Below are 24,109 nucleotides of genomic sequence, written 5' to 3' on the forward strand. Positions count from 1 at the left end.
TGCCGGATGCCGGGCCGCGCCCCGAGCCGGGCGTGCCTGGGCGCCGACCCCTGGCGCCGACCCTGGCCGCCGACCCGCTCCTCCGACAGGGCGCCGCCCCCCCCCAGGACCGGATCCCCTCAGCCCCTCGGTACCCGAACGCTCACCGTCTGTGTGACCCGGGTGCAGAGTTGTCGCTGGGCGTCCTCGATGTCGCATTCCACGACCGCCGTGTCGCGTCCCACCCGTAGTACGCGGGCCTTCGCGTACGCGGCGCGCTCACGTACGGGCCGCAGGAAATGGGTGGTGGAGGTGGTGGTGGCGGGAACGGCGCCCGCGGGGCCGTTCAGCGCGGCGCACACCGCCGAGGCGACGTCGGCCAGGCCCATCAGCGCGCCTCCGTGCAACCCGCCGCCCACGGTCGACAGTTCGGGCACGAAGTCGAGTTCGGCGTGCACTCCCTCGGCCGACAGGGCGGTGAAGCGTACGCCGAGGGTCCTGGCGTAGGGGGCCATCGCGTAGATGTCTTCGGCGGTGACGGTCACATCAAGCTCCTTGTGGGAGGGGCGGGACGGAAGTTGGTGATCCGTTCTATCAACTCCCTTGCTTTCAGGGGGCGTTCCCCGCAACGCGGAGTGTGTATGCGATCCCGGCCGTTCGCCCCGGAGTGCCGGATCGGGGTGCCGCGTGCCCCTGGGACACCGTCCCGGGCGCCGCCGAACCACGTACCGAGTGACCCCGTAACCATGTGCGCGTGCCACGCCCCCGCTCCGGACGCCAATCGTGCGGCGAACACAATGCGTCGTTCAGCTGACTGCCACTGCCACTGCCCGGCCATGGCCGGGCAGGACCGTGCCCCCTGACCCCGAACTCGCTCACCTGGAGGGCACATGAGCACGGCAGGACAGCAGAACGGGCCGGGCAGACGGGCGTTGCTGCGCGCCGCGGTCGCCGTACCGGCGGCCGGCGCGGTGGCCACCGAGTTCGTCGCCAACGTCCGCGCCGACCGCGACATCGAGGCCCTCGTCGCCGGAGCGGGTGTCTACCGGCCGGTGAGCGGCGCCTATCTCGAACGCACCGCGAAGTCGTTCTCCGCGGCGCAGAGCGCACGCGGCTGCGCGGAGGTCGTCGTCGCGGCGCTGAACGGCCGACGCGCCCCGGTTCCGTCACCAGAGCTCCGAGTGGGCGGCCGGCTTCACGGGCGTCAAGCTCGCCGACGCCGACGGCTCGGCCGTGCAGGACCTCACCACGTCCTGGCTGGGAGAGTGAGCACCTGTTCCCTTCCGGCCCTCCATGCCCGACCCTGACCTACGGGCGGTGCGCGCGCACCGCCCGTAGGACACGGCCAGGCGCCGGGGACCGGTAACGAGGAGTGCGAGCGTGGGCGTACGCGGGCGGGGCGCCGTTCTGGTGACCGGTGGCAGCGGGTTCGTCGGAAGCCATCTGGTGAGGCGGCTGCTGGAACGGGGCTACCGGGTCCACACCACCGTACGAAGGACCGCGAACGCGGCGAAGACGCGGCCGCTCCTGGAGATGCGGGAGGCCTTTCCCGGCAGGCTTGAGCTGTTCGAGGCGGACCTGCTGGCCGACGGGTCCTTCGACGCGGCGATGAGCGGCTGCGGCGTGGTCTTCCATGTGGCGTCGCCGTTCCTGATGCCGGAGAGGATCAAGGACGGCCGCAGGGACATGGTCGACCCGGCCCTGCTCGGCACGCGCAACGTGCTCGCGGGCGTGGAACGGACACCGACGGTCGAGAAGGTCGTCCTCACCTCCACCGTCGGCGCCGTCTTCGGCGACTACATCGATGTCCGGAGCATGGACGGCGGCGTCCTGTCGGAGAAGTACTTCAACACCACCAGCACGGTCGAGAACAACCCGTACCACTACGCGAAGACCCTCGCGGAACGCGCGGCGTGGGAGGCGGAGGCGGCCCAGGACCGCTGGCGCCTGGTGTCCGTCAACCCCGGCCTGATCCTCGGCCCGTCCCTCACCCCGGCGTCGGAGTCCGGCAGCCTGTTCCTGCTGGAGGAACTCTTCAAGGGCTACTTCTTCTACGGCGCACCCGATTTCAGCTTCACCACGGCGGACGTCCGCGAGGTCGCCGACGCGCACATCGCGGCGGCGGAGCACAGCGGCGCCAAGGGCCGCTACATCGTCGCGGCCGAGACGATGACGTCCTTCCACGACATGGCGCGCGTCATCCGCGGCCGGTATCCCCGCTCCCTCCGGCTGCCGCGCACCGCGCTCCCGCACTGGCCGGTCCGCATCCTGGGTCCGGCGTTCGGACTGACCCAGGACTACATCCGCAAACACCTCGGCATCCGGTTCCGCGTGGACAACAGCCGGAGCGTGCGGGAACTGGGGATCACCTACCGCCCCGTCGAGGAGACCCTCCTCGACCACTACGAGAGCTGGCGGCACCGGACGTGACAAGCCGCACGTCCGGGCCGCCGTTCAGGACGAGCAGGTAGGCTTCCCGGCGGGCGCCCCGGGGAAACGCAACCCGGATGATCACGCGAGACGCGGTCGCCCGGGTCACGTACACCGAAACGGGAGGATGCGGCGTTGCACGTCCAGGACTGGCTCGAGACGGTGCCCGCGGTCAGTATCTACGCGCTCGTGGCCCTGGTCATCGGAGTGGAGAGCCTGGGCATCCCGTTGCCCGGAGAGATCGTCCTGGTCTCGGCGGCGCTGCTGTCCTCGCAGCACGGCGGCATCAACCCGGTCGTCCTCGGCGTGTGCGCCAGCCTCGGCGCGATCGTCGGCGACTCCATCGGATACGCCATCGGCCGCAAGGGCGGACGTCCGCTGCTCGCCTGGCTCGGCGCGAGATTCCCCCGGCACTTCGGCGAAGCGCATGTCGCCACGGCCGAGCGTTCCTTCCAGAAGTGGGGCATGTGGGCCGTCTTCTTCGGCCGCTTCATCGCCCTGCTGCGGATCTTCGCGGGCCCGCTCGCCGGTGTGCTGCGGATGCCGTACTGGAAGTTCCTGATCGCCAACGTCCTCGGCGGTGTCATCTGGGCCGGCGGCACCACCGCGGCCGTCTACTACATCGGTGTCGTCGCCGAGTCCTGGCTGAAGCGCTTCTCGTGGCTCGGCCTGGTCGCCGCGGTGCTCATCGGTCTCGCCTCGATGCTGATCCTCCGCCGCAAGGCGAAGAAGACGGCGACCGAGCACGGCGCGGCGGAGCCGGAACCCGTCCCCGCCGCTGAGTAGAAGCCCGTCCCCGCCGCCGAGTGGAGCGGCTGCCCCGATCTACATCTACTCGTGGATCTCGCGGTGCGCCTTCGCCAGTTCCACGTAGAAGGCCCCGTTCAGCGAGAGGCCCTCGCGCTCCTCGTCGGTCAGCGGACGCTTGACCTTGGCTGGGACACCCGCGACGAGTGAGCCCGGCGGCACCCGCAGTCCCTGGGGCACCAGCGCCTGCGCGGCCACCAGCGAGCCGGCCCCGATCACGGCCCCGTTGAGCACCGTGGCACCCATGCCGATCAGACAGTCGTCCTCGACGGTCGCGCCGTGCAGTACGGCGTTGTGGCCGATCGAGACCCGCTCCCCGACGGTGATGGGGAATCCGGGGTCCACGTGGAGAGTGCAGTTGTCCTGCACATTGCTGTCGGCGCCGATGACGATCGGGCCGGCGTCGGCGCGCAGCACCGCGCCGTACCAGACACTCGCGCCCGCGTTCAGTGTGACGTCTCCGATGATCACAGAGGTGGGCGACACGAACGCCTCCTGGTCCACCTGCGGGTCCTTGCCGCCGATTCCCTTGATCAGCGCGTGCTGTGTCGTCACCGTGTCACCGTTTCGTCGTCTCGTGGTCCGGTCCTGCTGAGTACACCGGCACCGTATGCCATCGGCCCCGCGCCCCGGTGGGGCGAAGATCACAGCCGTGCGGCCGCATCGGCGCGGTCCGCCCTGAGTACCGTGAACGGGTGTCCAGGAGCAAGAACACGTTCTCATCATGGCGGCGACGCCTCGCGCAGCGCGTTGTCCACGCGGGCTGGGCCTGGGTGCGGCGCGCGGGCGCGGTCTCGGCCGAGCGCCCGGGACGGTTCCGCTTCGGCGCCATCGGAGAGAACACCAGACTGGCCTTCCCGCTCGGAACGGTCTTCGGTGAACCCTGGATCCACCTCGGCTCGTACTGCATCGTCGCCGAACAGGTCACGCTGACCGCGGGCCTGATGCCCGATCTCGACCTCGGTTCCGATCCGATCCTGCGCATCGGGGACGGTGTCGTGCTCGGCCGCGGCAGCCATGTCATCGCCGACACGACGGTCACGATCGGCAGCGACTGCTACTTCGGGCCCTACGTGTATGTGACGTCCACGAACCACTCGTACGACGATCCGCACGAGCCCATCGGCAAGCAGTGGCCGCGGATGGAGCCCGTGGAGATCGGGCCCGGCTGCTGGATCGGTACCGGTGCGGTGATCCTTCCCGGCGCGCGGATCGGACGGAACGTCGTGGTCGCCGCCGGCGCGGTGGTACGCGGTTCGGTGCCGGACCACTCCGTCGTCGCCGGGGCGCCCGCGCGGGTCGTCCGGCGCTGGGACCCGGTGGACGGCTGGCAGCCGCCGCTGCGCACACCACCGCCGGTACCGATTCCCGACGGGGTGACCCCGGAACAGTTGCTGGCGCTGTCGGAACTGGACGAGGAGACCGTCGCGCGGCTCGCGGAGCTCGACCTCGACGCACGGGACGCGGCCGAGGACGTACACGCGCAGTCGGGGGACATCCGCGCCGAGTCCTGAACCGGGGCGGACTCGGGCCTTCGGTCTGGGGTGGGTGGTCCGGCGCCGGGGTGGAGTGGGCTCGGGCCTCCGACCCTGGGTGGCAGTCCGTCGTTCGGGGTGGGCCGGATCCGTCGGCCGCGGCGGGATGGCTCTGTAGGCCGGCGCCGGTTCAGCCGGTCGCCAGCAGTACCGTGCCGACCAGCGCCAGCGCCGCTCCGGCGGCCTGCGCCGCGCGCAGCCGTTCCCTGAGGACACCGCGTGCGGCCAGGGCCGTGACCACGGGGTAGAGCGAGGCGAGGACGGCGGCGACGGTGACCGGGCCGTGCTGGGCGGCGACCGAGTACGTGCCGTTGGCGGCGACGTCCGCGAGGCCGACGAAGGCGAGCGCGGGCAGGGAGACCCAGGGGAAGCCGCCCTCGGGAAGGGCCGGCGCGCCGCGTCGGACGGAGACGGCCAGCGCCGCGCCACCGGTGACGACATTGGTCACGCGCTGCACGAACAGCGCCAGGAAGAGTCCGGTGACCGACGACGACGCCTCCGCGATCAGCACGAACACCGTGCCGAAGCCCACGGCGGCGATCAGCGTCAGGAGGATCGCCTGCCGCTGGACGGGCGCGCCGCGCAACTGGGGCCCGCCCGCGAGGACGACACCCGCCACGGCGACCGCGATGCCCGCGATCTGGAGCAGCCCCGGGCGCTCCCCGAGGAACAGGCCGACGCCGATGGGGATGGCCACGGCGAGCGAGCCGAGGGGGGAGACCACGCCCATCGGTCCGAGCGCGAGCGCCTTGTAGAAGGAGAGCAGCGCGACCGGACCCACCAGTCCCGCGGCGACCGCGAACCACAACTGCGGGCCCGCCGCGCTCCAGCCGCCGGTGACCAGCACGATCGCGCCGAGGACCAGCGCCGCGATCGACTGGGAGGCGACGACCACCGTGAGGGCGGGCGTGCGCCGGGTCAGCAGACCTCCGCCGAAGTCGGCCAGGCCCCACAGGAGGCTGGTGGCCAGGGCGAAGAGTGCTGTCACGGGGTGCCTCGCAGTACAGTTCGGTGGACGATCAGGTGCACCACACAATAGTTCATCTGATTGAACTCTGTCATCCAAAATATTGGACGGAATGTGTCGGATCTCGACCTGCTGACTCAATCCCTGGCGCGCAATGTGAAGCGCTGGCGCACCGAGCGCGGCTTCACCCTGGAAGCGCTCGCCGCTCGCGCCGGAGTCAGCCGCGGCATGCTCATCCAGATCGAGCAGGCCAGGACCAATCCCAGTCTGGGTACCGTCGTCAAGATCGGCGACGCGCTCGGCGTCAGCATCACCAGCCTGCTCGACTACGAGCAGGGGCCCAAGGTCCGGATCGTCCCCGCCGACCAGGCCGTACGGCTGTGGCACACCGAAGCGGGCAGCTACAACAGGCTCCTGGCCGGCACCGAGGCGCCCGGCCCGCTGGAGATGTGGGACTGGCGGCTCATGCCGGGTGAGGGCAGCCCGTCGGACCCGCACCCGACCGGCACCGTCGAACTCGTGCACGTCATCGCGGGCGACATGACCCTCACCGTCGACGGCGTCGAGCATCTCGTCCCCGAGGGGGCGAGCGTGTCGTTCGAGGCCAACACCCCCCACACGTACGCCAACAAGGGCGAGGTCCCGGTCGAGATGGTCATGGCCGTGTCGGTCCCGCTCGTGCACTGAGGCGCTTGTCGGGTCCGTCCCCCGGCGGGCCGGTTCCGCCGTGCGTCGAAGGCTCCCGTCGGGTGGGTCCACCGGGCTGTTAGCGTGCCGTCATGCGCGCACCCATCGGACACTTCGACCACGCCGTCCCCGCCCCCGACTGCCTGGACGAACTCAGCCGTCCCGTCGCCGACGCCCTGCGCGACTGGCGTGGCGGGACCCCCGCCGAGCGGATCGTCTACGTCGACACGAACCCCGAGTGGGCCGACACCGCCACCTTCGTCGAGCACTACGGCAAGGAACTGCTCGATCAGTCGGCCAACTGCGTGGTCGTCGCGGGCAGGCGCGGCGGCGAGACCACGCTCGCCGCGTGCCTCGTCCTGTCCACCACGCGCGTCGACGTCAACGGCGCCGTGCGACGTCAACTGGGCGCCCGGAAAGCCTCGTTCGCCCCGATGGACACCGCGACCGGCGAGAGCGGCATGGAGTACGGCGGCATCACACCCGTCGGACTTCCGGACGACTGGCCGGTGTTGGTGGACTCGGCCGTCGTCGAGCTGCCGTACGTACTCGTGGGCAGTGGCCGTCGGCGCGGCAAACTCCTCGTACCGGGCAAGGCGTTCGCGGAACTGCCGAACGCGGTGGTGCTGGAGGGCCTGGGCGTCGCCTGACGGTTCACGCCGGGTCGTGAACCGTCCGTCCTCGACGGGATGTGTTTGCGTCGACGGGCCGTCGTCCCCTGGGGACACGTCGGTGCCGGGTGCCGGGGCAGTTCACGCGACGGCGTGATGTGCGAGCGTCCGATGCGGATCCGCCTCGCCGGGTGCCGGTGCCGGATCTGCGTGGACCAGGGCGGCCGTCAGCTTCGGGACGGCGTGCAGCAGTGCGTGTTCGGCGTCCACGGCGATGTCGTGGGCCCGGCGCACGGTCGCCTCGCCGTCCACCACGACCGCCACCTCCGCGCGCAGTCGGTGCCCGATCCAGCGCAGCCGCAGTTCGCCCACGTCGCGAACCCCCGCGACCTCCCGCAGCGCCTGTTCCGCGCGGTCCACCAACTCCGGCTCCACGGCGTCCATCACGCGTCGGAAGACCTCCCGGGCGGCGTCGCGCAGCACCAGCAGGATCGCGGCGGTGATCGCCAACCCCACCAGTGGATCGGCGAGTTGCCATCCGAGGGCCGCGCCGCCCGCGCCCACCAGCACCGCGAGTGAGGTGAATCCGTCGGTACGGGCGTGGAGTCCGTCCGCGACGAGTGCGGCGGAGCCGATCTCACGCCCGACGCGGATGCGGTGCCTGGCGACCCACTCGTTGCCGGCGAAGCCGATGAGCGCGGCGACGGCGACCACGGGGAGGTGCCGCACAGGCTGCGGATCGAGCAGCCGGCCGACCGCCGCCCAGGCCGCGAAGGCGGCGGACGCGGCGATCGTCAGCACGATCACGATGCCCGCCAGGTCCTCCGCCCGCCCGTAGCCGTAGGTGAAACGCCGTGTCGCCGCGCGGCGGCCCAGCACGAAGGCGACCCCGAGCGGCAGGGCCGTCAGCGCGTCGGCCGCGTTGTGCACGGTGTCGCCGAGCAGCGCGACCGACCCCGACAGCGCGACAACGGCCGCCTGGGCCAGCGCTGTTGTGCCGAGGACGGCGAGGGAGACCCATAGCGCGCGCATGCCCCGGGCCGACGATTCCAGCGCCGGGTCCAGCTTGTCGGCCGTCTCGTGGGAGTGGGGGGTGAGGAGATGGCGCAGCCGGCTCCCGAGGCCGCGCGGGTGACTGTGGCCCCGCGAACGCGTGTGGGGGTGCGGGTGCGGCCGACCGGGGGAGTGCGCGTGAGCGTGCGCCTGGCCGTGGCCGGCCCCGTGCCCTTGACCGTGTCCGTGGTCGTGCCGGTGGCCCGGCCCGTTCGCGTCTTGGTGACCATGGCCCGGTTCGCCGGCGCCCCCGTGACCGTGGGTCTGCCTGGGCGGCCGCCCGTCCTCGTGATGGTGGCCCCGCCTGTCGGCGTCCTCGTGACCGCGGTTGCCGTTCTCGTCCCCGTGGTGATGCCCGTGGTCGTGCCGGTCGTTCACGTTCGTCCCCTTCCGTGCGCGGGAGTGGACGCGCGGTGTCCACGACGCCATTATGTGCGTATGAGCGCACGCATGCACCTATCACCTGCGCAGGATGCGCACCCGCGCACCCCCGGCGAGGAACAGTTCGCGCTCGCCGCGGAACTCCTCGCCCTCCTCGGTGATCGCACCCGCCTCGCGCTGCTGCACGCGCTGACCGGCGGCGAGGCCGATGTCACGACGCTGACCGAGGCGTGCGGGGCGGCCCGTCCGGCCGTCAGCCAGCACCTGGCCCGGCTCCGTCTCGCCGGGCTCGTGAACACGAGGAAGGAAGGGCGCCGGGTGGTCTACTCGCTGGGGGACGGGCATCTGCGCCGGGTGGTCGACGAGGCGCTGAGCCTGGCCGACCACCGGCTCTCCGACCGCCCGCCGCACGACTGAGGCGACCGCGCGGGGGCTCGGGCGCGCGCCGTAGCCGACGTACGGGCGAACGCGCACACCTGGGCCGACGTGCGGCCGAGTCCGCGTAGGACGGTCGCCGTCAACGCGTCGCGTGGCCGCCGGTGGACGCCATGTCGTCCTCGCCCTCCTCCAGCAGGTTCGCCGCCGCGCCCACGATGCTCGGGTCGGGGCTCTCGACGACCTCCTCGTCCTTGTCGGCGTAGGCGAAGCGGGCCAGGACGCTGCGCATGGCCTCGACGCGGGCCCGCTTCTTGTCGTTGCTCTTCACCACGGTCCACGGAGCCTGCGCGGTGTCCGTCTCGCGGAACATGGCGACCTTGGCCGCCGTGTAGTCGTCCCAGAGGTCCAGCGAGGCCAGGTCCATGGGGCTCAGTTTCCACTGCCGTACCGGGTCGACCTGACGGATCGTGAAGCGGGTGCGCTGCTCACTCTGGGAGACCGAGAACCAGAACTTGATCAGGTCCACGCCGTCGTCGACGAGCATCCGCTCGAAGGCGGGCGCCTGCCGCATGAAGCGCCGGTACTCGTCGTCGGTGCAGAAGCCCATCACGCGCTCCACACCCGCCCGGTTGTACCAGGACCGGTCGAACATCACGATCTCGCCCGCGGTCGGCAGATGCTCCACGTACCGTTGGAAGTACCACTGCCCGCGCTCCCGCTCGGTCGGTTTCACCAGCGCCACCACGCGCGCCCCGCGCGGGTTGAGATGCTCGGTGAAGCGCTTGATCGTGCCGCCCTTGCCGGCCGCGTCGCGCCCCTCGAAGACGATGACGAGCCGTCGGCCGGTCGCCTTGATCCAGCTCTGCAGCTTCAGCAGCTCGATCTGCTGGAGCCGCTTGTGCCACTCGTACTCCTTGCGCTCCATGCGCTGCTCGTACGGGTAGTTCTCCCGCCAGGTGTCCACCGGGCTGCCGTCCGGCCGGATCAGTACGGGGTCGTCGTGGTCGGTGTAGTCCACCCGCATGCCTGCCAGCAGTTCCGTCATCCCGCCCTCCTTTTCCCGTGCTCCGATTGTCCGTCGATCGGCCTGTTCCCGCCGTGTCAGTGGAACTGCGGCACGATCAGACAGAGGCCGTACGCCACCACGGCCGCGCAGCCGAGGAAGCAGAGCGTGGCCTGGGCGAACCCCAGGGTGTCGCCGCCGCTGCCGTCGTCCCGCGCGGCCTCGACGCGGGCGAGGCCCAGCACACCGAGGGCGAAGACGACGACCGCGGCCACGGTGACTCCGACGCTCACCGCGGCGACCTCGCCGAGTGCGGTCCAGTCGAGATGCATCTGCGGAACTCTCCTTGGCTCAGGCGGCCGTGCCGACGCCGGCCGGCGCCGCGGTACGGACGGTGACCTCGTGGTGGTCGTTGACGTTCGAGGCGTGCACCGGGTCGCGGCGCGAGGCCGCGACGATGACCGAGGCGACGGCCACCGCGACGAGCGCGATCACGACAGTGCCGAAGGTCCCGCCGTGCTTCACGACGCTCGCCGACACCCCGCCGACCAGCGCGGCGGCCGGCAGCGTGACCAGCCAGGCGACCGCCATACGGCCCGCGGTTCCCCAGCGCACCTCGGCCAGTTTCCTGCCCAGTCCGGCGCCGAGGATGCCACCCGAGCAGACCTGCGTGGTGGAGAGCGCGAACCCGAGGTGGGCCGAGGTGAGGATCACCGCCGTGGAGGCCGCCTCGGCCGCGAAGCCCTGTGGTGACCGGATGTCGGTCAGCCCCTTGCCCATGGTCCGGATGATCCGCCAGCCGCCCAGGTAGGTGCCGAGCCCGATGGCGAGCCCCGCCGACGCGATGACCCACACCGGCGGACCGGCGTCATGGCCGAGCGCGCCCGCCGAGATCAGCGTCAGCGTGATGACGCCCATCGTCTTCTGCGCGTCGTTCGTGCCGTGCGCCAGCGACACCAGGGAGGCCGAGGCGATCTGCCCGAGCCGGAAGCCCCTGGTCACCGACTTCTCCCGGGCGCGGGCGGTGATCCGGTACGCGAGGTAGGTGGCCAGCAGCGCGGCGACACCCGCCACGACCGGCGAGGCCACCGCCGGGATCAGGATCTTCTCGGCCACCTTGTCGAAGTGCACGCCCTGCTCACCCGCGCCGACCCACACCGCGCCGATGAGTCCGCCGAACAGGGCGTGCGAGGAACTGGAGGGAAGCCCGAGCAGCCAGGTCAGCAGGTTCCACAGGATCGCCCCGACCAGGCCGGCGAAGATCATGCCCGGAGTGACGAGCGTGTCGTCGACGATCCCGCCGGAGATCGTCTTGGCGACCTCGGTGGACAGGAACGCGCCGCCCACGTTCAGGACACCGCTGATGACGACCGCTGTTCGCGGTTTGAGGGCCCCGGTCGCGATGGACGTGGCCATCGCGTTCGCCGTGTCGTGGAATCCGTTGGTGAAATCGAAGGCCAGAGCCGTGACGATGACGACCGCCACGAGGAACGTGATGTGGTCCATCTCCCGATGGAAGCAATCGGAGGCGTACGGCGGGAGAACTGGAGACGAAGGCGACGCGTGCCCGAGTCGAGCTGAACGCATGTTTGCGGCGTACCGGACAATCTCCTTACTCAGTAAGCGACTTGATGATCCGTCAAATCGCTTGCCCGCGCGGTGCCGTGCGGATGACGATGGCGTGCGTGCCGATCCTCGCCGCTCCCGACGGAACCCGACTCGCCCATCACGCAAGGGGCGAGGGCGAACCGCTGCTCTGCCTGCCCGGCGGACCGATGCGCGCCTCCGCCTACCTCGGAGACCTCGGCGGACTGACGCGGCACCGCCGGCTGTGCGTGCTCGATCTGCGGGGCACCGGGGACTCGGCAGTCCCGGCCGACCCGGCGACGTACCGCTGTGACCGGCAGGTCGACGACGTCGAGGCGTTCCGCGCGCACCTCGGACTCGACCGGGTCGATCTCCTCGCCCACTCGGCGGGCGGCGACCTCGCGCTTCTCTACGCCGTCCGCCACCCGCGGCGGGTCCGCACCCTCACCCTGGTCACCGGACGGGCACGGGCCCTCGGCGTCGACTTCACCGCGGAGCACCGTGCGGAGGGTGCGGCGCGGCGCACGGCGGAACCGTGGTTCGAGAGCGCGCACGAGGCGTACGGGCGGATCTGGGCCGGCACCGCGTCCGACGCCGACCTGGACGCGGCCATCCCGTTCTTCTACGGCCGTTGGGACGAGGCGGCGATGGAGCATGCCGCGACCGACGTGGAGCAGACCAACGAGGAGGCCGCCGATCGCTACGCGGCCCCCGGTGCCTTCCGGCCCGCCGAGGCCCGCGCGGTCGCGGCCGCCTGGGACACGCGCGTGCTGCTCGTCGCGGGCGAGCTGGACAGCGGTCCGCTGCCCCGCGTCGCCGCCGCTGTCGCGGACCTGTTCCCCCGGGCCGAACTCACCGTCCTGCCGGGCGCCGGCCACTTCCCGTGGCTCGACGCCCCCGAGGCCTTCCGGGAGACCGTCGCGGGCTTCCTCGACCGGGCGGACGAGGGGGAGGATGCCCCGTAGGACGGTCGGGAAGACGATTGGCGGGCGATGGGGAGGCTGACCGGCGGGACGACGGGGAGGGCGACCGGCGGAACGGCCGGGAAGAGGATGGGCGGGACCGGCCCAGGGCTTGAAGGTTCGGGCCGATCGCTGGTGTTCCGCCGACGCTCAGTTCAGTCTCAGGTCGATCCATTCAGCGGTCTCGCCCGGCAGGGTGTAGCGCTCGATCTCCGCGAAACCGTGCCGCCGGGCGAAGCGCAGTCCGTCCTCGTTGGCCGCGAGGACGACCGTCCCGATCGCCTCGGCGCCCAACGCGTGGGCCTGCTCCAGACCACGCGCGTACAGTTCCTCGCCGAAGCCCTGCCCGCGGTGCTCGGCGAGCACGCGTGCGATCACGGTCGCCGTCGCGCTGCCGCCGGTGGGCGGACGTACGGTCGTGCAGCCCACCAGGACGTCGTCGGCGTAGGCGACCTCCAGCCGGTTGCGCCGGACGCGCTCGCGCACGTCGTCGAGCGACATGGCCGCGGGCGGGACGATCACGTTGTGGACGTGCTGCCAGTCCGCGAGGCGGGCCTCGTCGTTCGGCGCTTCGAAGCGAAGGATGGACACCGGAGCAGGAAACCCGCACGGGCCGCCCGGCGTCAACAGGCTTTGCCGGGGCACCTCTTGGGCTGGGCGCCTCTTGGTCCGGCAGCCAGGCCGGGCGGCTGAGCCGGTTGGTTGAGCCGGTTGGTTGGGCCGGTCGGTCGGCGGGCCGCTCAGGCCTGTCGCGTCAGCCGAGCCGCGGGATCTCGATGGCCGGGCAGCGGTCCATCACCATGTCGAGCCCGGCGGCGCGCGTCCGCTCGTACGCGGCCCCGTCGATGACGTCGAGCTGGAACCAGACGGCCTTGGCACCGATGGCGACGGCTTCGTCCGCGACCTGACCGGCGAGGTCGCTGTTGACGAAGACGTCGACGACATCGACGTCGAAGGGGATGTCCGCGAGGGACGCGTACCCCCGCTCGCCGTGGACCGTCTCGGCCTTCGGGTGCACGGGCACGATCCGCTTGCCGTAGCGCTGGAGGACGTCGGCGACGCCGTGGGCCGCGCGCCGCTGGTTCGACGAGAGTCCGACGATCGCCCAGGTGTCACCCCGCGCGGTGAGGATCTTGCGGATCGTCTCTGAGTCGCCGTACACGCTCGGCCTCCAGGGGAATCAGTCAGCGTCTGTCGTGGGCGACAACAGCGGGCGGAGCGCGGTGATTCCTCTCGGCCGCCGTCGACTCGGCCACCGTCGACGACGAAGGCCGGTGGTCACTGGCCGAGTGCCTGTTCCGCCGCGCGGTCGGGCGCGTCGCCAGGGGAGGTGTTCGCCGTGGTGCCGTGCTTCCCGTGTGCTTGCAGGTGGTCGAGCAGCAGACGGTTCAGCGTCTCGGGAGCCTCCTCGGGGATCCAGTGGCTGAGGCCTGGGAGGATCTCGAAGCGGTACGGCCCCTTGACCCACCGCGCGGTGTCGTGTGCGGGAGCCGCGCCGAACGCGGTGTCCTCCGTGCTCCAGACGTACAGCGTGGGCACCTCGATGACACCGATCGCGCCGTCCGGGCGGCCGGACCGGTACCAGTTCAGTGCGGCGGTGAGGGCGCCCGGCCGGGACAGGTGCCGGACGTAGGCGTCGGCACTGGCCTGTGGGACCTTTCCCGCGTAGAGCGTGCGCAGCAGCTCGGCATCGTCGGCCAGCATGCGATCCTCGGTCGCGGGCGTCTCGCGCCAGTCGCGCATGTAGTGGGATCGCGCGCGCTGGTCCTCGTCGGTGCGCAGAGCGTCGGCGAGAGCGCCGGGGTGCGGGGTCGAGACGACCGTCAGGGTGCGCAGCCGGCCGGGATGGGCGGCTGCCGTCCACCAGGCCACCGCGCCGCCCCAGTCATGACCGACCAGGTCGAACGTCGGCCAGCCCAGTTCCTCCGTGATCGCGACGACGTCGTCGACCAGGACGCTGATGCGATAGTCCTCGGGGCGCTCCGGGCGGACCCCGGGGGAGTAGCCGCGCTGGTCGGGCGCCACCACGCGACAGCCCTGGGCGGCCAGCGCCGTGATCTGCCGTTGCCACGCCAGCCCTGTCTGGGGGAAACCGTGCAGCAGCAGGACCGGGCGGCCCTCGGGCGGACCTGCCGCGACGGCGTCGAACACGCCCGCGGCGGTGGAGATGCTCAGCTCGATCACGACCCACTCCCTCAAACCGACTGGTCGGTCAGCCTTCAGGCAGCGGAAGCGGATTGTCAAGGTCGTGCTCTCCGCATGCCCTCGGCGAGCCCGGGAGCGTTGTAGGCCAGCTCCCGGTACAGCGAGGCGAGACCGGTCGCCGACAGGTCGGAGAAACCGGTCGCCGACAGGTCGGAGAAATCGGCGGAGGCGCGGGGCGGTGTTCGGACGTGTGGTGCCGTTGGCGGGGCAACAGTGCCCCCGCCGTGCCCACCACGCCCGCCGCCACGGCGGCGCCCGAGGCGAGCAGAAGACGACGACGGCCGATGACGGACGTGGGTTCGGTCCCGGTCATGGGGCGGCCCTCCGGTGCCTCCGAGTGACTCACTGAGCGGAACCACTCATTCAGGCCTCGGTGGCCCGGTGTGCGGCGCGACCGTGAACGCCGCGTGATGGCTTGCGGAAGCCGGTGGGCCCCGGTGCGCGGCGCCGGGTGCTCATCCGCCGGGCTGGTGCGCCCAGAGACTCCGAAAGGCACGAAAGGCATCCCGAGGCGCGGGCACATGTCCGGAACGGCCCCCACCTCCCCACACCCGGCCGCACGTCCGCCTAGGCTCACCTCGTGCTCCGTATCCTCGACGCCCGCACGGGCGAACCCATCGACGCAGCCCTCGCCCGCCGCGGTCTGGTCCGCGTCCACGCGCACCTGCCCGGGTTCGATCTCACGGGTCTGCGGGTGCTCCTGGTCGCAGATGTCCTGGTACGCGCCCTGGAGATCGGCGGCAACCCCGTCTGGGCGACGCTGACTTCGGCACCCGAAGGGGCAGCCGCGGGGGACGGGGGAGATCCCGCGGACCCGTCCGACCCATCGGATCCGGCAGGCCCTTGGGGCGAGGCGGGGCTTCGGGCGCGCGCCGCCGAACTGGGAATCCGGCCGTTCGAGGATCATCGCGACACGGAGCCGGGACCGGCGGCGACGCGGACCGTCGACGTCCTCGCTCCGGGGACCGCGGGGACGGACGGGCCGCGCGTCGAGGTGGCCCCCGTCGACACCGGGAGCGGTCCCGCGCCCGTTCCCGGGGATCCCGCCACGCTGCGTCTGGCGCTGCTCGCGCGGCGCCGGGACCTGCCCTTGCGCCTCGACGCGGACGCCCTGGCGGAGGCCGGAAGCACGCTCAAGCGCTGGCGCGCCGCCGTCGCGGGATGGGCCACCCGTCCCTCCAAGCCGGTGCCCGAAGACGTACGCCTGAGGCTGCGCGCCGCCTGGGAGGACGATCTGGACGTCCTCGCCGTGCTCGATGTGCTGCGGTGGGTCGAGACGTCGGATGTCGCGGAGGGCGCCCGCTTCGAGACGTACGCCTACGCCGACCGGCTGCTCGGCCTCGAACTCACCCGCGAGATCGGGGCGTCGCTGTGAACGCGCGTGCCGCCGTGGGCCCGAGGCGAAGACTGGTCGTCCTGCGGCACGCCAAGTCCGCCTGGCCCGACGGAGTGCCCGACCACGAACGGCCGCTCGCGACGCGCGGCCGTCGAGACGCCCCCGCCGCCGGACGCGCCATGGCGGGAGCCGACCTGCTGCCGGACCTCGCGCTGTGCTCGACCGCCGTACGCGCCCGGGAGACCTGGGAGTTGGCGGCCGAACAGTGGGGCACTCCGCCGCCCGTACGGTTCGATGAGCGGCTGTACGGGGCGGACGTAACGGAGTTGCTGGAAGCCGTGCGCGAAGTCCCGGAACATGTACGGACCTTGCTGCTGGTCGGGCACAATCCGGGCCTTGAGGAGCTGGTCCTCGAACTGGCGGGGGACGACTTCGACGACACGCTGGACCAGGTCCGGACGAAGTTCCCGACCTCGGCCGTCGCGGTCCTCGTCTGGCACGGCAGTGCCTGGCACGAACTCGCGCCCGGCGAAGCGCTGTTGACGGACGTCGTGGTGCCGAGAGGCAAGAAGGAGTGAGTCTCGGCCTACGTGTGAATCTCGGCCGACGTACGTCCGGGGCCGACGGTCCGGGCCGGCTCCGGCAACCCGGAGCACCACGCGGGTGACAGCGCGCTCGCGCCGCCACGAAGGGCGCGGGTGCGCGCCGGCGGCCGTGCAGGGAGACGGCGTGACCCGCGCGCGCCGCTCGCGAAGCGGATCCCACGCCGCCTGCCACTGCCGCCCGCTGTTCGCCTTCGGCCACGCGCGCGTGCAGCGCACACGAACTTGGTCGAGCGGCCCCGGTCCGCGTGCCCGTCGGGCACGCGCGCGTGCGGTGCCTGATCGTGGGCTCGGGCGTCGTCCGGGGCCTGGCCCGTCGGGCACATGCGTGTGCAGCGCATACGCTGGCGGGATGCAGGACGAGTACCGCACAGTGGCCCGCGCGGGTGTGCACGAGACCGAGATCAACCGCTCCCGGTTCCTGTGCGCCCTCGCCCCGGCCGCGACCGAGCGGGAGGCCCAGGACTTCATCGCCGCCGTCAGGAAGGACCACGCGGACGCCACGCACAACTGCTCCGCCTACGTCATCGGCGCCGACGCCGCCGTGCAGAGGGCGAGCGACGACGGTGAACCCGGCGGCACCGCGGGCGTCCCCATGCTCCAGATGCTGCTGCGCCGCGACATGCGGTACGTCGTCGCCGTCGTGACCCGCTACTACGGCGGGGTCAAGCTGGGCGCCGGCGGACTGATCAGGGCGTACGGCGGCTCGGTGGGCGAGGCGCTGGACGCGCTCGGCACGATCACCCGCCGCCGGTTCCGGCTCGCCACGGTGACCGTCGACCACCAGCGGGCCGGCAAGGTGCAGAACGATCTGCGGTCCACCGGTCGCGAGGTACGTGATGTGCGTTACGGCGAGGCGGTGACCATCGAGATCGGGCTGCCGGACGCCGATGTGGCGGCCTTCCGGGCATGGTTGGCCGACGCGACCGCGGGGACGGCCGGCTTCGAGCTGGGCGGAGAGGCCTACGGGGACGCGTGACGATCCGGGCAATAGCGGATTGATTGACGCATTCCGCTGAGGGTCATGGCGGGCCGATACGGGAGTAACCGCCCGTGATGTCAGACCCGGCCGTTACCCTTCGGGGATCATGAGGCTCCTGCACACTTCCGACTGGCACCTGGGCCGGGCGTTCCACCGGGTGAGCATGCTCGGCGCCCAGTCCGACTTCGTCGGCCATCTCGTCACGACCGCCCGCGAGCGCGAGGTGGACGCGGTGGTCGTCTCGGGAGACGTGTACGACAGGGCCGTTCCGCCGCTGGCCGCGGTCCAGCTCTTCGACGACGTCCTGCACCGGCTGGCCGACCTCGGCGTGCCCACCGTGATGATCTCCGGGAACCACGACTCGGCGCGCCGGCTCGGCGTCGGCGCCGGACTCATCGGGCGCGCGGGCGTCCATCTGCGGACCGACCCCGCGGCGTGCGGCACCCCCGTGGTGCTGGCCGACGCGCACGGCGACGTCGCCTTCTACGGGCTGCCCTATCTCGAACCCGCCCTGGTGAAGGACGAGTTCGGGGTGGAGAAGGCGGGCCACGAAGCCGTGCTGGCCGCCGCGATGGACCGGGTCCGTGCCGACCTCACCGCCCGCGCCCCGGGCACCCGCTCCGTCGTCCTCGCCCATGCCTTCGTCACCGGCGGCGAGGTGAGCGACAGCGAGCGGGACATCACCGTCGGCGGCGTCGCCTCCGTGTCCGCCGGAGTTTTCGACGGTGTCGACTACACCGCCCTCGGCCACCTGCACGGCAGCCAGATCATCGCCGAGCGCGTCCGCTACTCGGGCTCCCCGCTGCCGTACTCCTTCTCGGAGGCCGGCCACCGCAAGAGCATGTGGCTGGTGGATCTCGGACCCGACGGCGCCCTGGCCGCGGAGCGGATCGACTGCCCCGTGCCCCGCCCGCTCGCCCGCCTCCGCGGACACCTGGAAGACCTGCTCGCCGACCCGGAGCTGGGCCGCCACACAGGCTCCTGGGTCGAGGCGACCCTCACCGACCCGGTGCGGCCCGCCGACCCCATGGCACGGCTCGCCGAGCGCTTCCCGCACACGCTGAGCCTCGTCTTCGACCCCGAACACTCTCCGCGGGCCCCGGACGTCTCGTACGCCCGCCGGCTCGCGGGCCGCAGCGAGGAGCAGATCGCCGAGGACTTCGTGGCCCATGTGCGCGGCGCGGGCCCCGACGCCCACGAACAGGCCGTGCTCCGGGACGCGTTCGACGCCGTCCGCGCCGACGAGGCCGTACGGGAGACCGCCCGGTGACATCACGACCGCCGCACCCCCAGCGGACCGCCCGCCCGGAGACCGAGGGAGACCGATGAGGCTGCACCGCCTGGACATCACCGCCTTCGGCCCGTTCGGCGGCGCCCAGCAGGTCGACTTCGACGAGCTGTCCGCCGCCGGGTTGTTCCTGCTGCACGGACCGACCGGCGCGGGCAAGACCTCCGTCCTCGACGCCGTCTGCTACGCGCTGTACGGAGCGGTTCCCGGCGCCCGGCAGAGCGGTCAGGGCCTCGGCCTGCGCAGCGACCACGCGGCACCCGCCACCCGTACCGAGATCCGCCTCGAACTCACCGTCTCCGGACGCCGGTTGGAAGTCACCCGGCAGCCGCCGTGGGAGCGAGCCAAGAAGCGCGGCACGGGCACCACGACAGAGAAGGCGCAGAGCTGGCTGCGCGAGTACGACTCCGCGGCCGGCTCCTGGAAGGACCTCAGCCGCTCCCACCAGGAGATCGGCGAGGAGATCACCCAACTGCTCGGCATGAGCCGTGAGCAGTTCTGCCAGGTCGTGCTGCTGCCCCAGGGAGACTTCGCGCGCTTCCTGCGGGCCGACGCCGAGGCCCGCGGCAAGCTGCTCGGCCGGCTCTTCGACACCCACCGCTTCGCCGAGGTCGAAAAGCGCCTCGCCGAGCGGCGGCGCGCCGCCGAGGCCGAAGTGCGCGCCGGTGACGCCGCGTTGCTGGCCGACGCGCACCGGATGCACCAGGAGGCCGGGCCCACCGTCGAGGAGCCGCTGCCCGACCTCACGCCCGGCGATCCAGGGCTCGCCGAGTCCGTGCTCTCCTGGGCCGCGGTGGCCCGCAGTGCCGCCCGCGAGGGGCTGACCATCGCTCACTGCGCGCGCGGGGCCGCCGAATCGGCGCAGGCCGCGGCCGACCGCGTGCTCGACGACGTACGCGAAGTGGACCGGTTGCAGCGCCGGTTCACCGAGGCGCAGGAGCGCGCCGCGCGGCTGGAGGAGCGCGCCGACGCCCACCGGGACGACCGGACGCGGATGGAGCGAGCCCGTAAGGCCGAGGCGGTGGCCCCCGCCCTCGACCTGCGCGATTCCGTCGAGGCGGAGCACCGGCGAGCCGCCGCCGAGGAGACGCACGCGCGTGCCGCCCTGCCGGAGGCTTTCGCGGAAGCCGGAGCGCCCGGTCTCGCGGCCGCCGCACGCAAGGCCGCCGAGGAACTGGGCGGCCTGGAGTCGGCTCGCCGGGCGGAGCGGCGCCTCGGCGAACTCGGCACGGAGCGCGCCTCCTTGGACCGCCAGGAGCGTGCCGACGAGGACGTCCTCCAGGACGCCGAGAACTGGCTGGCCGGCTGGGAGGACACCCGGGCGGGCGTCGAGGCGCGGATCGACTCGGCGCAGGAGGCCGCGGCGCGTGCCGAGCAGCTCGCCGTCCAGCGCGAGCCGGCCTTCAAGCGGCTCGCGGCGGCCCGTCTGCGCGACGAGCTGGCCCAGGACACCGAGAGCGCCCATGAACGGAGCCTCGCCGCGCGCGAGCACGCGACGGAGGCGCACGCCCGCTGGCTCGACCTGAAGGAGAGGCGCCTCCAGGGCATCGCCGCCGAACTCGCCGCCGGGCTGGTGGACGGCGAGTCCTGCGCCGTGTGCGGCGCCACCGAACACCCCGCGCCCGCCCGGAAGATCGCCGGTCACGTCGACCGCGAGACGGAGGAGCGGGCCCTCACCGCCTACCAGCGCGCCGCCGAGGAGCGAGCCGAGGCCGAGCGCCGGCTCGGCGTCGTACGCGAGGCGCTGGCCGCCGCGACCGCCGAGGCGAGTGACACACCGACCGGACAACTCGCGGAACAAGCCGAGGAGTTGGAGCGGCTGCACGCCGAAGCCCGCGCCGTGGCCTCCGGGCTGCACGCCGCGCGCGAGGCCCGTGAGCAGGCGCAGAGGGAACACGAGCGGCGGCTGACCGCCCAGCAGGAGGCCGCCCGCAGGGTCGCCTCGCGGGCCTCGCTCCGGGACTCCCTCGATCGTGAAACGGCCTCGCTGCAAGGGGAGTTGGAGCAGGCGCGGGGCACCGCCGGGAGCGTGTCCGAGCGGGCCGCGCAGCTGGAGCGGCAGGCAGCGCTGCTCACCGAGGCCGCGGACCGCGTGCGCACGGCCGAGGACATCGCGCGGCGCCTCAAGGAGGCCGACGCGCGCCTCGCCGACGCGGCCTTCCGTGCCGGGTTCGAGACCCCGCAGGCCGCGGCCGCCGCGCTCCTCGACGAGGTGGCCCACCGGGATCTCCAACGACGGCTCGACGCCTGGCAGTCGGAGGAGTCCGCGGTGCGCGCCGTACTCGCCGAGGCCGACACCACGGCCGCGGCGCGGCGCCCGCCCGCCGATCCGCGGGCCGCCGAGCGGACGGCCGAGTCCGCCGCCCGGCGTCTGCGGGACACCGCGTCGGCGCAGGACGCGGCGGCCCGGCGCTGCACGGAACTGGACGCCCTTTCCACCCGGGCGACGAGAGGAGTCCACCGGCTCGCCCCGCTGCGTGAGGAGTACGACCGCGTGGCCCGGCTCGCCGGTCTGGCGGCCGGCACGTCGGCGGACAACGAACGCAAGATGCGCCTGGAGTCGTACGTCCTCGCCGCCCGTCTGGAGCAGGTCGCCGCCGCCGCGACCGTGCGCCTCCAGCGGATGTCCTCGGGGCGCTACACCCTGGTGCACTCCGACGGCCGGGCGGGCCGGGGGCGCAGCGGGCTCGGACTGCACGTCGTGGACGCCTGGACCGGACGGGAGCGTGACACGGCGACGCTCTCCGGGGGCGAGACCTTCTTCGCCTCGCTCGCCCTGGCCCTCGGCCTCGCGGACGTCGTCACCGACGAGGCCGGCGGGGTACGGCTCGACACGCTCTTCATCGACGAGGGCTTCGGCAGTCTCGACGACCAGACCCTCGACGAGGTGCTCGACGTCCTCGACTCGCTGCGGGAACGCGACCGCAGCGTGGGCATCGTCAGCCACGTCGCCGACCTGCGCCGCCGCATCCACGCTCAGCTGGAGGTCGTGAAGGGGAGAACGGGGTCGGTCGTACGACAGCGGGGCGCGGAGGCCTGAGCAGGGCGCCCAGGTGCCAGGGCGCCTGGGTGTTCGCGCGCCCCGGGTGCCTGGCTGCCGGCTGTCCGAACCCGGACGGCCGGCTCCGGGGAGGTCTCCCGGAGCGGGTCCCGGTGGCTGCCTCAGTGGCCCAGGGGGCGGCGCGGCAGCGGTGAGGAGTAGACGACGCTCGTCGTCACCGAGCCCAGCGTGCCGATCTTGCCGGACACCGTCTCCAGGTGGCCCATCGAACGTGCCGCGACCTTGATGACGAAGCAGTCGTCGCCCGTGACGTGGTGTGCCTCCAGGATCTCGGGCGTGACCTCGACGAGGTCGTGGAACGGCTTGTAGTTGCCGTTCGGATACCTGAGCCGGACGAACGCCAGGATCGGCAGCCCCAGGCTCTCGGGGTCGACGACAGCCGCGTACCCCTGTATGACGCCCGCCTCCTCCAGGCGGCGCACCCGTTCGGTGACCGCGCTCGCGGACATCGAGACGGCCCGAGCCAGCTCGGCGAAGCTGGACCGGCCATCGCGCTGGAGGACGTCGAGGATGCGCCAGTCGGTGGCGTCCGGGGAATACGTGGTCATCCGCGATGAATACCAGGAGAATCCCCGGCCGATCAAGAGGGCTGCCGTGGATCGTCACTTCAGAACGGAGATCGGCGGGCATAGATTTCTGGTCAGGAGGTCCCGCGAGGTGCGGTGCGGAAGAGGCACCGGGGTGGCAAGGGCGGCATCCGCCCGCGGGCTACGGAACAAGGAAAGGCCAGGCCATGACTGCGACTGCCGAGGGCATCACGACCGGCACGGTGACCGCTCCCACGTCGACCACGACCATCGCCGGGGCGGTCCCGGCGACCGGTTTCTCGGTCGGTTCCGTCGCGGCGGTGAACCCCGTTCTGCGGGTGCCGCCGGCGTCTCCGGCCGTGGCCGCCGCCTTCTTCGGCGCGAGCCTCGCGTTCCACGCGGACGTGTCCGACGTGGCAGCCGCCCTCGCCGCCGACGGCGACCCCGGGTTCGTCGTGCTCGACTCCCGTTCCACCGCCTCGTGGGACCAGGGCCACATCCCCGGCGCGGTCCACCTGCCCACCGCGCTCATCCCCGAACAGGCCGAGCGACTTCTCGACAAGTCGGTGCCGGTCGTGGCCTATTGCTGGGGGCCCGGATGCAACGGCGCGACCCGCGCGGCTCTCGCCCTCGCCGAACTCGGCTTCCAGGTCAAGGAGATGCTCGGCGGATTCGAGTACTGGGCGCGCGAGGGCTTCGAGTTCGAGACCTGGGAAGGGCGTCAGCACCCCGTCGCGGACCCGCTGACGGCGCCCGTGGACGCGGAGGACTGCGGCTGCTGACTCCGAGGAACGGGGATCGCGCCGACGGCTTCGGCACCAGCTGTGCGCGCCGATGTCGGCCCCGGCTCCCGGGGATGCCTGCCGTACGGGGGCGGACGGGTGCCGTGTAACTTCTGCGCATGCCAAGATACGCGGACCCTGGTGCGGTCCAGTGGGTGGAGTCGGGCGGCGGGCCGCTCATAGCGATTCCGGAAACGGTGCTCCCGTTCTGGGCGGGGGCCGACGGCGACGACATGTCCTGCGACTACGACCGGGCCTGTGACGTCGACGGGTTCATCGGGCTGCTGCCCGTGGGCGACACCTGGGCCCTGGTCCTCGGCGACGATCCCGCCTCGACCACCTACCTCCCCGAGCACGGCACCTTCGTACGCTGGTGCGCCGCCGAGTCCGAGGACGAACTGCTCTCCGTCGTCCCGGCTGCGCTGGCGGAGGCCGTGTGGGAACCGGAAGCGCGGTGGAACGTGCCCGGCTCCGTCGTCCTCTTCGACGCCGCCTGGCCGGGCACCGCCTCCGAGGGCACGGACCACCTGAGGGTGGCGCTCGAACCGGGCTGGTACGGGGTCCGCGCCGCCCGTGTCGAACCGGGACCCGAGACATGGGTGGGCCTCGTACAACTGCGTCGGCTGACAGCCTGACGACGGGACGCACCGACGACTGGGCACCGTGACGACTGGGCTCCCTGGCATTGGAACGGGGCGCTTTGACCGCGGGGCGCCCGGCAACAGAAAGAGGCGCGTTGACTCGGGGCGTCCTGACAAGGGGGCGGGGGGGGGGGGGGGGGGGGGGGGGGGGGGGGGGGGGGGGGGGGGGGGGGGGGGGGGGGGGGGGGGGGGGGGGGGGGGGGGGGGGGAGGAGGGGGGGGGGGGGGGGGGGGGGGGGGGGGGGGGGGGGGGGGGGGGGGGGGGGGGGGGGGGGGGGGGGGGGGGGGGGGGGGGGGGGGGGGGGG

26 protein-coding genes are annotated in these 24,109 nt (G+C 72.5%); 15 read left to right on the plus strand and 11 right to left on the minus strand.

Features of this window, described 5'->3' with window-relative positions; translation table 11 throughout:
• Positions 1–119: 119 nt before the first annotated feature.
• Positions 120–524, minus strand: a complete 405-nt coding sequence (locus ACZ6KY_RS33175) for a PaaI family thioesterase (protein ID WP_469313954.1) — start codon at positions 522–524, stop codon at positions 120–122.
• Between the two features lie 345 nt (positions 525–869).
• Here ACZ6KY_RS33175 and ACZ6KY_RS33180 point away from each other — a divergent pair, with 345 nt between their 5' ends.
• From ACZ6KY_RS33180 to ACZ6KY_RS33190, 3 genes are all read left to right on the plus strand, one after another.
• A complete protein-coding gene (locus ACZ6KY_RS33180; protein ID WP_469313955.1) occupies positions 870–1,286 on the plus strand; it encodes a hypothetical protein in 417 nt (138 codons plus the stop codon).
• Between the two features lie 73 nt (positions 1,287–1,359).
• Positions 1,360–2,409 carry an NAD-dependent epimerase/dehydratase family protein gene (locus ACZ6KY_RS33185; RefSeq protein ID WP_469313956.1) on the plus strand — a complete coding sequence of 350 codons (1,050 nt, stop codon included), beginning with the start codon at positions 1,360–1,362 and terminating at the stop codon, positions 2,407–2,409.
• A gap of 135 nt (positions 2,410–2,544) precedes the next feature.
• Positions 2,545–3,195 (plus strand): DedA family protein, encoded by a 651-nt coding sequence (locus tag ACZ6KY_RS33190; protein ID WP_469313957.1) that lies wholly within the window; start codon positions 2,545–2,547, stop codon positions 3,193–3,195.
• A gap of 45 nt (positions 3,196–3,240) precedes the next feature.
• On the opposite strand, the gene ACZ6KY_RS33195 is transcribed toward ACZ6KY_RS33190, so the two are convergent.
• Positions 3,241–3,771, minus strand: coding sequence for a gamma carbonic anhydrase family protein (locus ACZ6KY_RS33195; protein ID WP_469313958.1), 531 nt, complete (start codon positions 3,769–3,771; stop codon positions 3,241–3,243).
• Between the two features lie 140 nt (positions 3,772–3,911).
• Between ACZ6KY_RS33195 and ACZ6KY_RS33200 the strand changes: the two genes are divergently transcribed.
• The gene (locus ACZ6KY_RS33200) at positions 3,912–4,730 is read left to right on the plus strand and encodes an acyltransferase (RefSeq protein WP_469313959.1); all 819 of its coding nucleotides are present in this window, start codon (positions 3,912–3,914) and stop codon (positions 4,728–4,730) included.
• A 151-nt stretch (positions 4,731–4,881) separates the two neighbouring features.
• Here the strand turns inward: ACZ6KY_RS33200 and ACZ6KY_RS33205 are convergent, their stop codons facing one another.
• On the minus strand, positions 4,882–5,739 hold the full coding sequence (locus ACZ6KY_RS33205; RefSeq protein ID WP_469313960.1) for an EamA family transporter: 858 nt from the start codon (positions 5,737–5,739) through the stop codon (positions 4,882–4,884).
• Between the two features lie 93 nt (positions 5,740–5,832).
• Here ACZ6KY_RS33205 and ACZ6KY_RS33210 point away from each other — a divergent pair, with 93 nt between their 5' ends.
• Complete coding sequence (locus ACZ6KY_RS33210) at positions 5,833–6,405, plus strand: helix-turn-helix domain-containing protein (protein ID WP_468818811.1); 573 nt, start codon at positions 5,833–5,835, stop codon at positions 6,403–6,405.
• 92 nt (positions 6,406–6,497) lie between these two features.
• Positions 6,498–7,055 carry a YbaK/EbsC family protein gene (locus tag ACZ6KY_RS33215; protein WP_469313961.1) on the plus strand — a complete coding sequence of 186 codons (558 nt, stop codon included), beginning with the start codon at positions 6,498–6,500 and terminating at the stop codon, positions 7,053–7,055.
• A 102-nt stretch (positions 7,056–7,157) separates the two neighbouring features.
• Here the strand turns inward: ACZ6KY_RS33215 and ACZ6KY_RS33220 are convergent, their stop codons facing one another.
• The gene (locus ACZ6KY_RS33220) at positions 7,158–8,447 is read right to left on the minus strand and encodes a cation diffusion facilitator family transporter (protein ID WP_469313962.1); all 1,290 of its coding nucleotides are present in this window, start codon (positions 8,445–8,447) and stop codon (positions 7,158–7,160) included.
• 60 nt (positions 8,448–8,507) lie between these two features.
• Here ACZ6KY_RS33220 and ACZ6KY_RS33225 point away from each other — a divergent pair, with 60 nt between their 5' ends.
• Positions 8,508–8,867, plus strand: coding sequence for an ArsR/SmtB family transcription factor (locus ACZ6KY_RS33225; RefSeq protein WP_469313963.1), 360 nt, complete (start codon positions 8,508–8,510; stop codon positions 8,865–8,867).
• Between the two features lie 100 nt (positions 8,868–8,967).
• Here ACZ6KY_RS33225 and ppk2 read toward each other — a convergent pair whose 3' ends face one another.
• From ppk2 to ACZ6KY_RS33240, 3 genes are read right to left on the minus strand one after another with little or no spacing between them, the layout of a single operon-like run.
• Positions 8,968–9,873: a polyphosphate kinase 2 gene (ppk2, locus tag ACZ6KY_RS33230; protein ID WP_469313964.1), complete on the minus strand. Its 906-nt coding sequence runs from the start codon at positions 9,871–9,873 to the stop codon at positions 8,968–8,970.
• Between the two features lie 56 nt (positions 9,874–9,929).
• Positions 9,930–10,163: a hypothetical protein gene (locus tag ACZ6KY_RS33235; RefSeq protein ID WP_469313965.1), complete on the minus strand. Its 234-nt coding sequence runs from the start codon at positions 10,161–10,163 to the stop codon at positions 9,930–9,932.
• Positions 10,164–10,182: 19 nt separating this feature from the next.
• Positions 10,183–11,337, minus strand: coding sequence for an inorganic phosphate transporter (locus tag ACZ6KY_RS33240; RefSeq protein ID WP_469313966.1), 1,155 nt, complete (start codon positions 11,335–11,337; stop codon positions 10,183–10,185).
• Positions 11,338–11,516: 179 nt separating this feature from the next.
• On the opposite strand from ACZ6KY_RS33240, the gene ACZ6KY_RS33245 reads away from it, so the two are divergent.
• Positions 11,517–12,383, plus strand: coding sequence for an alpha/beta fold hydrolase (locus ACZ6KY_RS33245; protein WP_469313967.1), 867 nt, complete (start codon positions 11,517–11,519; stop codon positions 12,381–12,383).
• A gap of 147 nt (positions 12,384–12,530) precedes the next feature.
• Here the strand turns inward: ACZ6KY_RS33245 and ACZ6KY_RS33250 are convergent, their stop codons facing one another.
• The 3 genes from ACZ6KY_RS33250 to ACZ6KY_RS33260 form a co-directional block, all read right to left on the minus strand.
• Positions 12,531–12,971 (minus strand): GNAT family N-acetyltransferase, encoded by a 441-nt coding sequence (locus ACZ6KY_RS33250; protein WP_469313968.1) that lies wholly within the window; start codon positions 12,969–12,971, stop codon positions 12,531–12,533.
• A gap of 163 nt (positions 12,972–13,134) precedes the next feature.
• Positions 13,135–13,542: a CoA-binding protein gene (locus ACZ6KY_RS33255; RefSeq protein WP_469313969.1), complete on the minus strand. Its 408-nt coding sequence runs from the start codon at positions 13,540–13,542 to the stop codon at positions 13,135–13,137.
• A 116-nt stretch (positions 13,543–13,658) separates the two neighbouring features.
• Entirely contained in the window at positions 13,659–14,555 is an 897-nt protein-coding gene (locus ACZ6KY_RS33260; RefSeq protein WP_469313978.1) for an alpha/beta fold hydrolase, read from the minus strand.
• Between the two features lie 610 nt (positions 14,556–15,165).
• Between ACZ6KY_RS33260 and ACZ6KY_RS33265 the strand changes: the two genes are divergently transcribed.
• The 5 genes from ACZ6KY_RS33265 to ACZ6KY_RS33285 all read left to right on the plus strand — a co-directional run bounded on the left by ACZ6KY_RS33265 (position 15,166) and on the right by ACZ6KY_RS33285 (position 21,833).
• The gene (locus ACZ6KY_RS33265; RefSeq protein ID WP_469313970.1) at positions 15,166–15,960 is read left to right on the plus strand and encodes a hypothetical protein; all 795 of its coding nucleotides are present in this window, start codon (positions 15,166–15,168) and stop codon (positions 15,958–15,960) included.
• The gene (locus ACZ6KY_RS33270) at positions 15,957–16,499 is read left to right on the plus strand and encodes a SixA phosphatase family protein (RefSeq protein WP_469313971.1); all 543 of its coding nucleotides are present in this window, start codon (positions 15,957–15,959) and stop codon (positions 16,497–16,499) included. The genes ACZ6KY_RS33265 and ACZ6KY_RS33270 overlap by 4 nt, the downstream gene beginning before the upstream one ends.
• A gap of 376 nt (positions 16,500–16,875) precedes the next feature.
• Positions 16,876–17,502 carry a YigZ family protein gene (locus tag ACZ6KY_RS33275; protein ID WP_469313972.1) on the plus strand — a complete coding sequence of 209 codons (627 nt, stop codon included), beginning with the start codon at positions 16,876–16,878 and terminating at the stop codon, positions 17,500–17,502.
• Positions 17,503–17,611: 109 nt separating this feature from the next.
• Positions 17,612–18,775 (plus strand): exonuclease SbcCD subunit D, encoded by a 1,164-nt coding sequence (locus ACZ6KY_RS33280; RefSeq protein WP_469313973.1) that lies wholly within the window; start codon positions 17,612–17,614, stop codon positions 18,773–18,775.
• Positions 18,776–18,830: 55 nt separating this feature from the next.
• A complete protein-coding gene (locus ACZ6KY_RS33285; protein ID WP_469313974.1) occupies positions 18,831–21,833 on the plus strand; it encodes an AAA family ATPase in 3,003 nt (1,000 codons plus the stop codon).
• A 122-nt stretch (positions 21,834–21,955) separates the two neighbouring features.
• On the opposite strand, the gene ACZ6KY_RS33290 is transcribed toward ACZ6KY_RS33285, so the two are convergent.
• Positions 21,956–22,402, minus strand: coding sequence for an Lrp/AsnC family transcriptional regulator (locus tag ACZ6KY_RS33290; protein ID WP_469313975.1), 447 nt, complete (start codon positions 22,400–22,402; stop codon positions 21,956–21,958).
• Positions 22,403–22,587: 185 nt separating this feature from the next.
• On the opposite strand from ACZ6KY_RS33290, the gene ACZ6KY_RS33295 reads away from it, so the two are divergent.
• The gene (locus tag ACZ6KY_RS33295; RefSeq protein WP_469313976.1) at positions 22,588–23,163 is read left to right on the plus strand and encodes a rhodanese-like domain-containing protein; all 576 of its coding nucleotides are present in this window, start codon (positions 22,588–22,590) and stop codon (positions 23,161–23,163) included.
• Between the two features lie 119 nt (positions 23,164–23,282).
• Positions 23,283–23,798: an immunity 21 family protein gene (locus ACZ6KY_RS33300; protein ID WP_469313977.1), complete on the plus strand. Its 516-nt coding sequence runs from the start codon at positions 23,283–23,285 to the stop codon at positions 23,796–23,798.
• Positions 23,799–24,109 lie beyond the last annotated feature (311 nt).

The sequence above is a fragment of the Streptomyces sp. NPDC042002 genome (assembly GCF_055588305.1).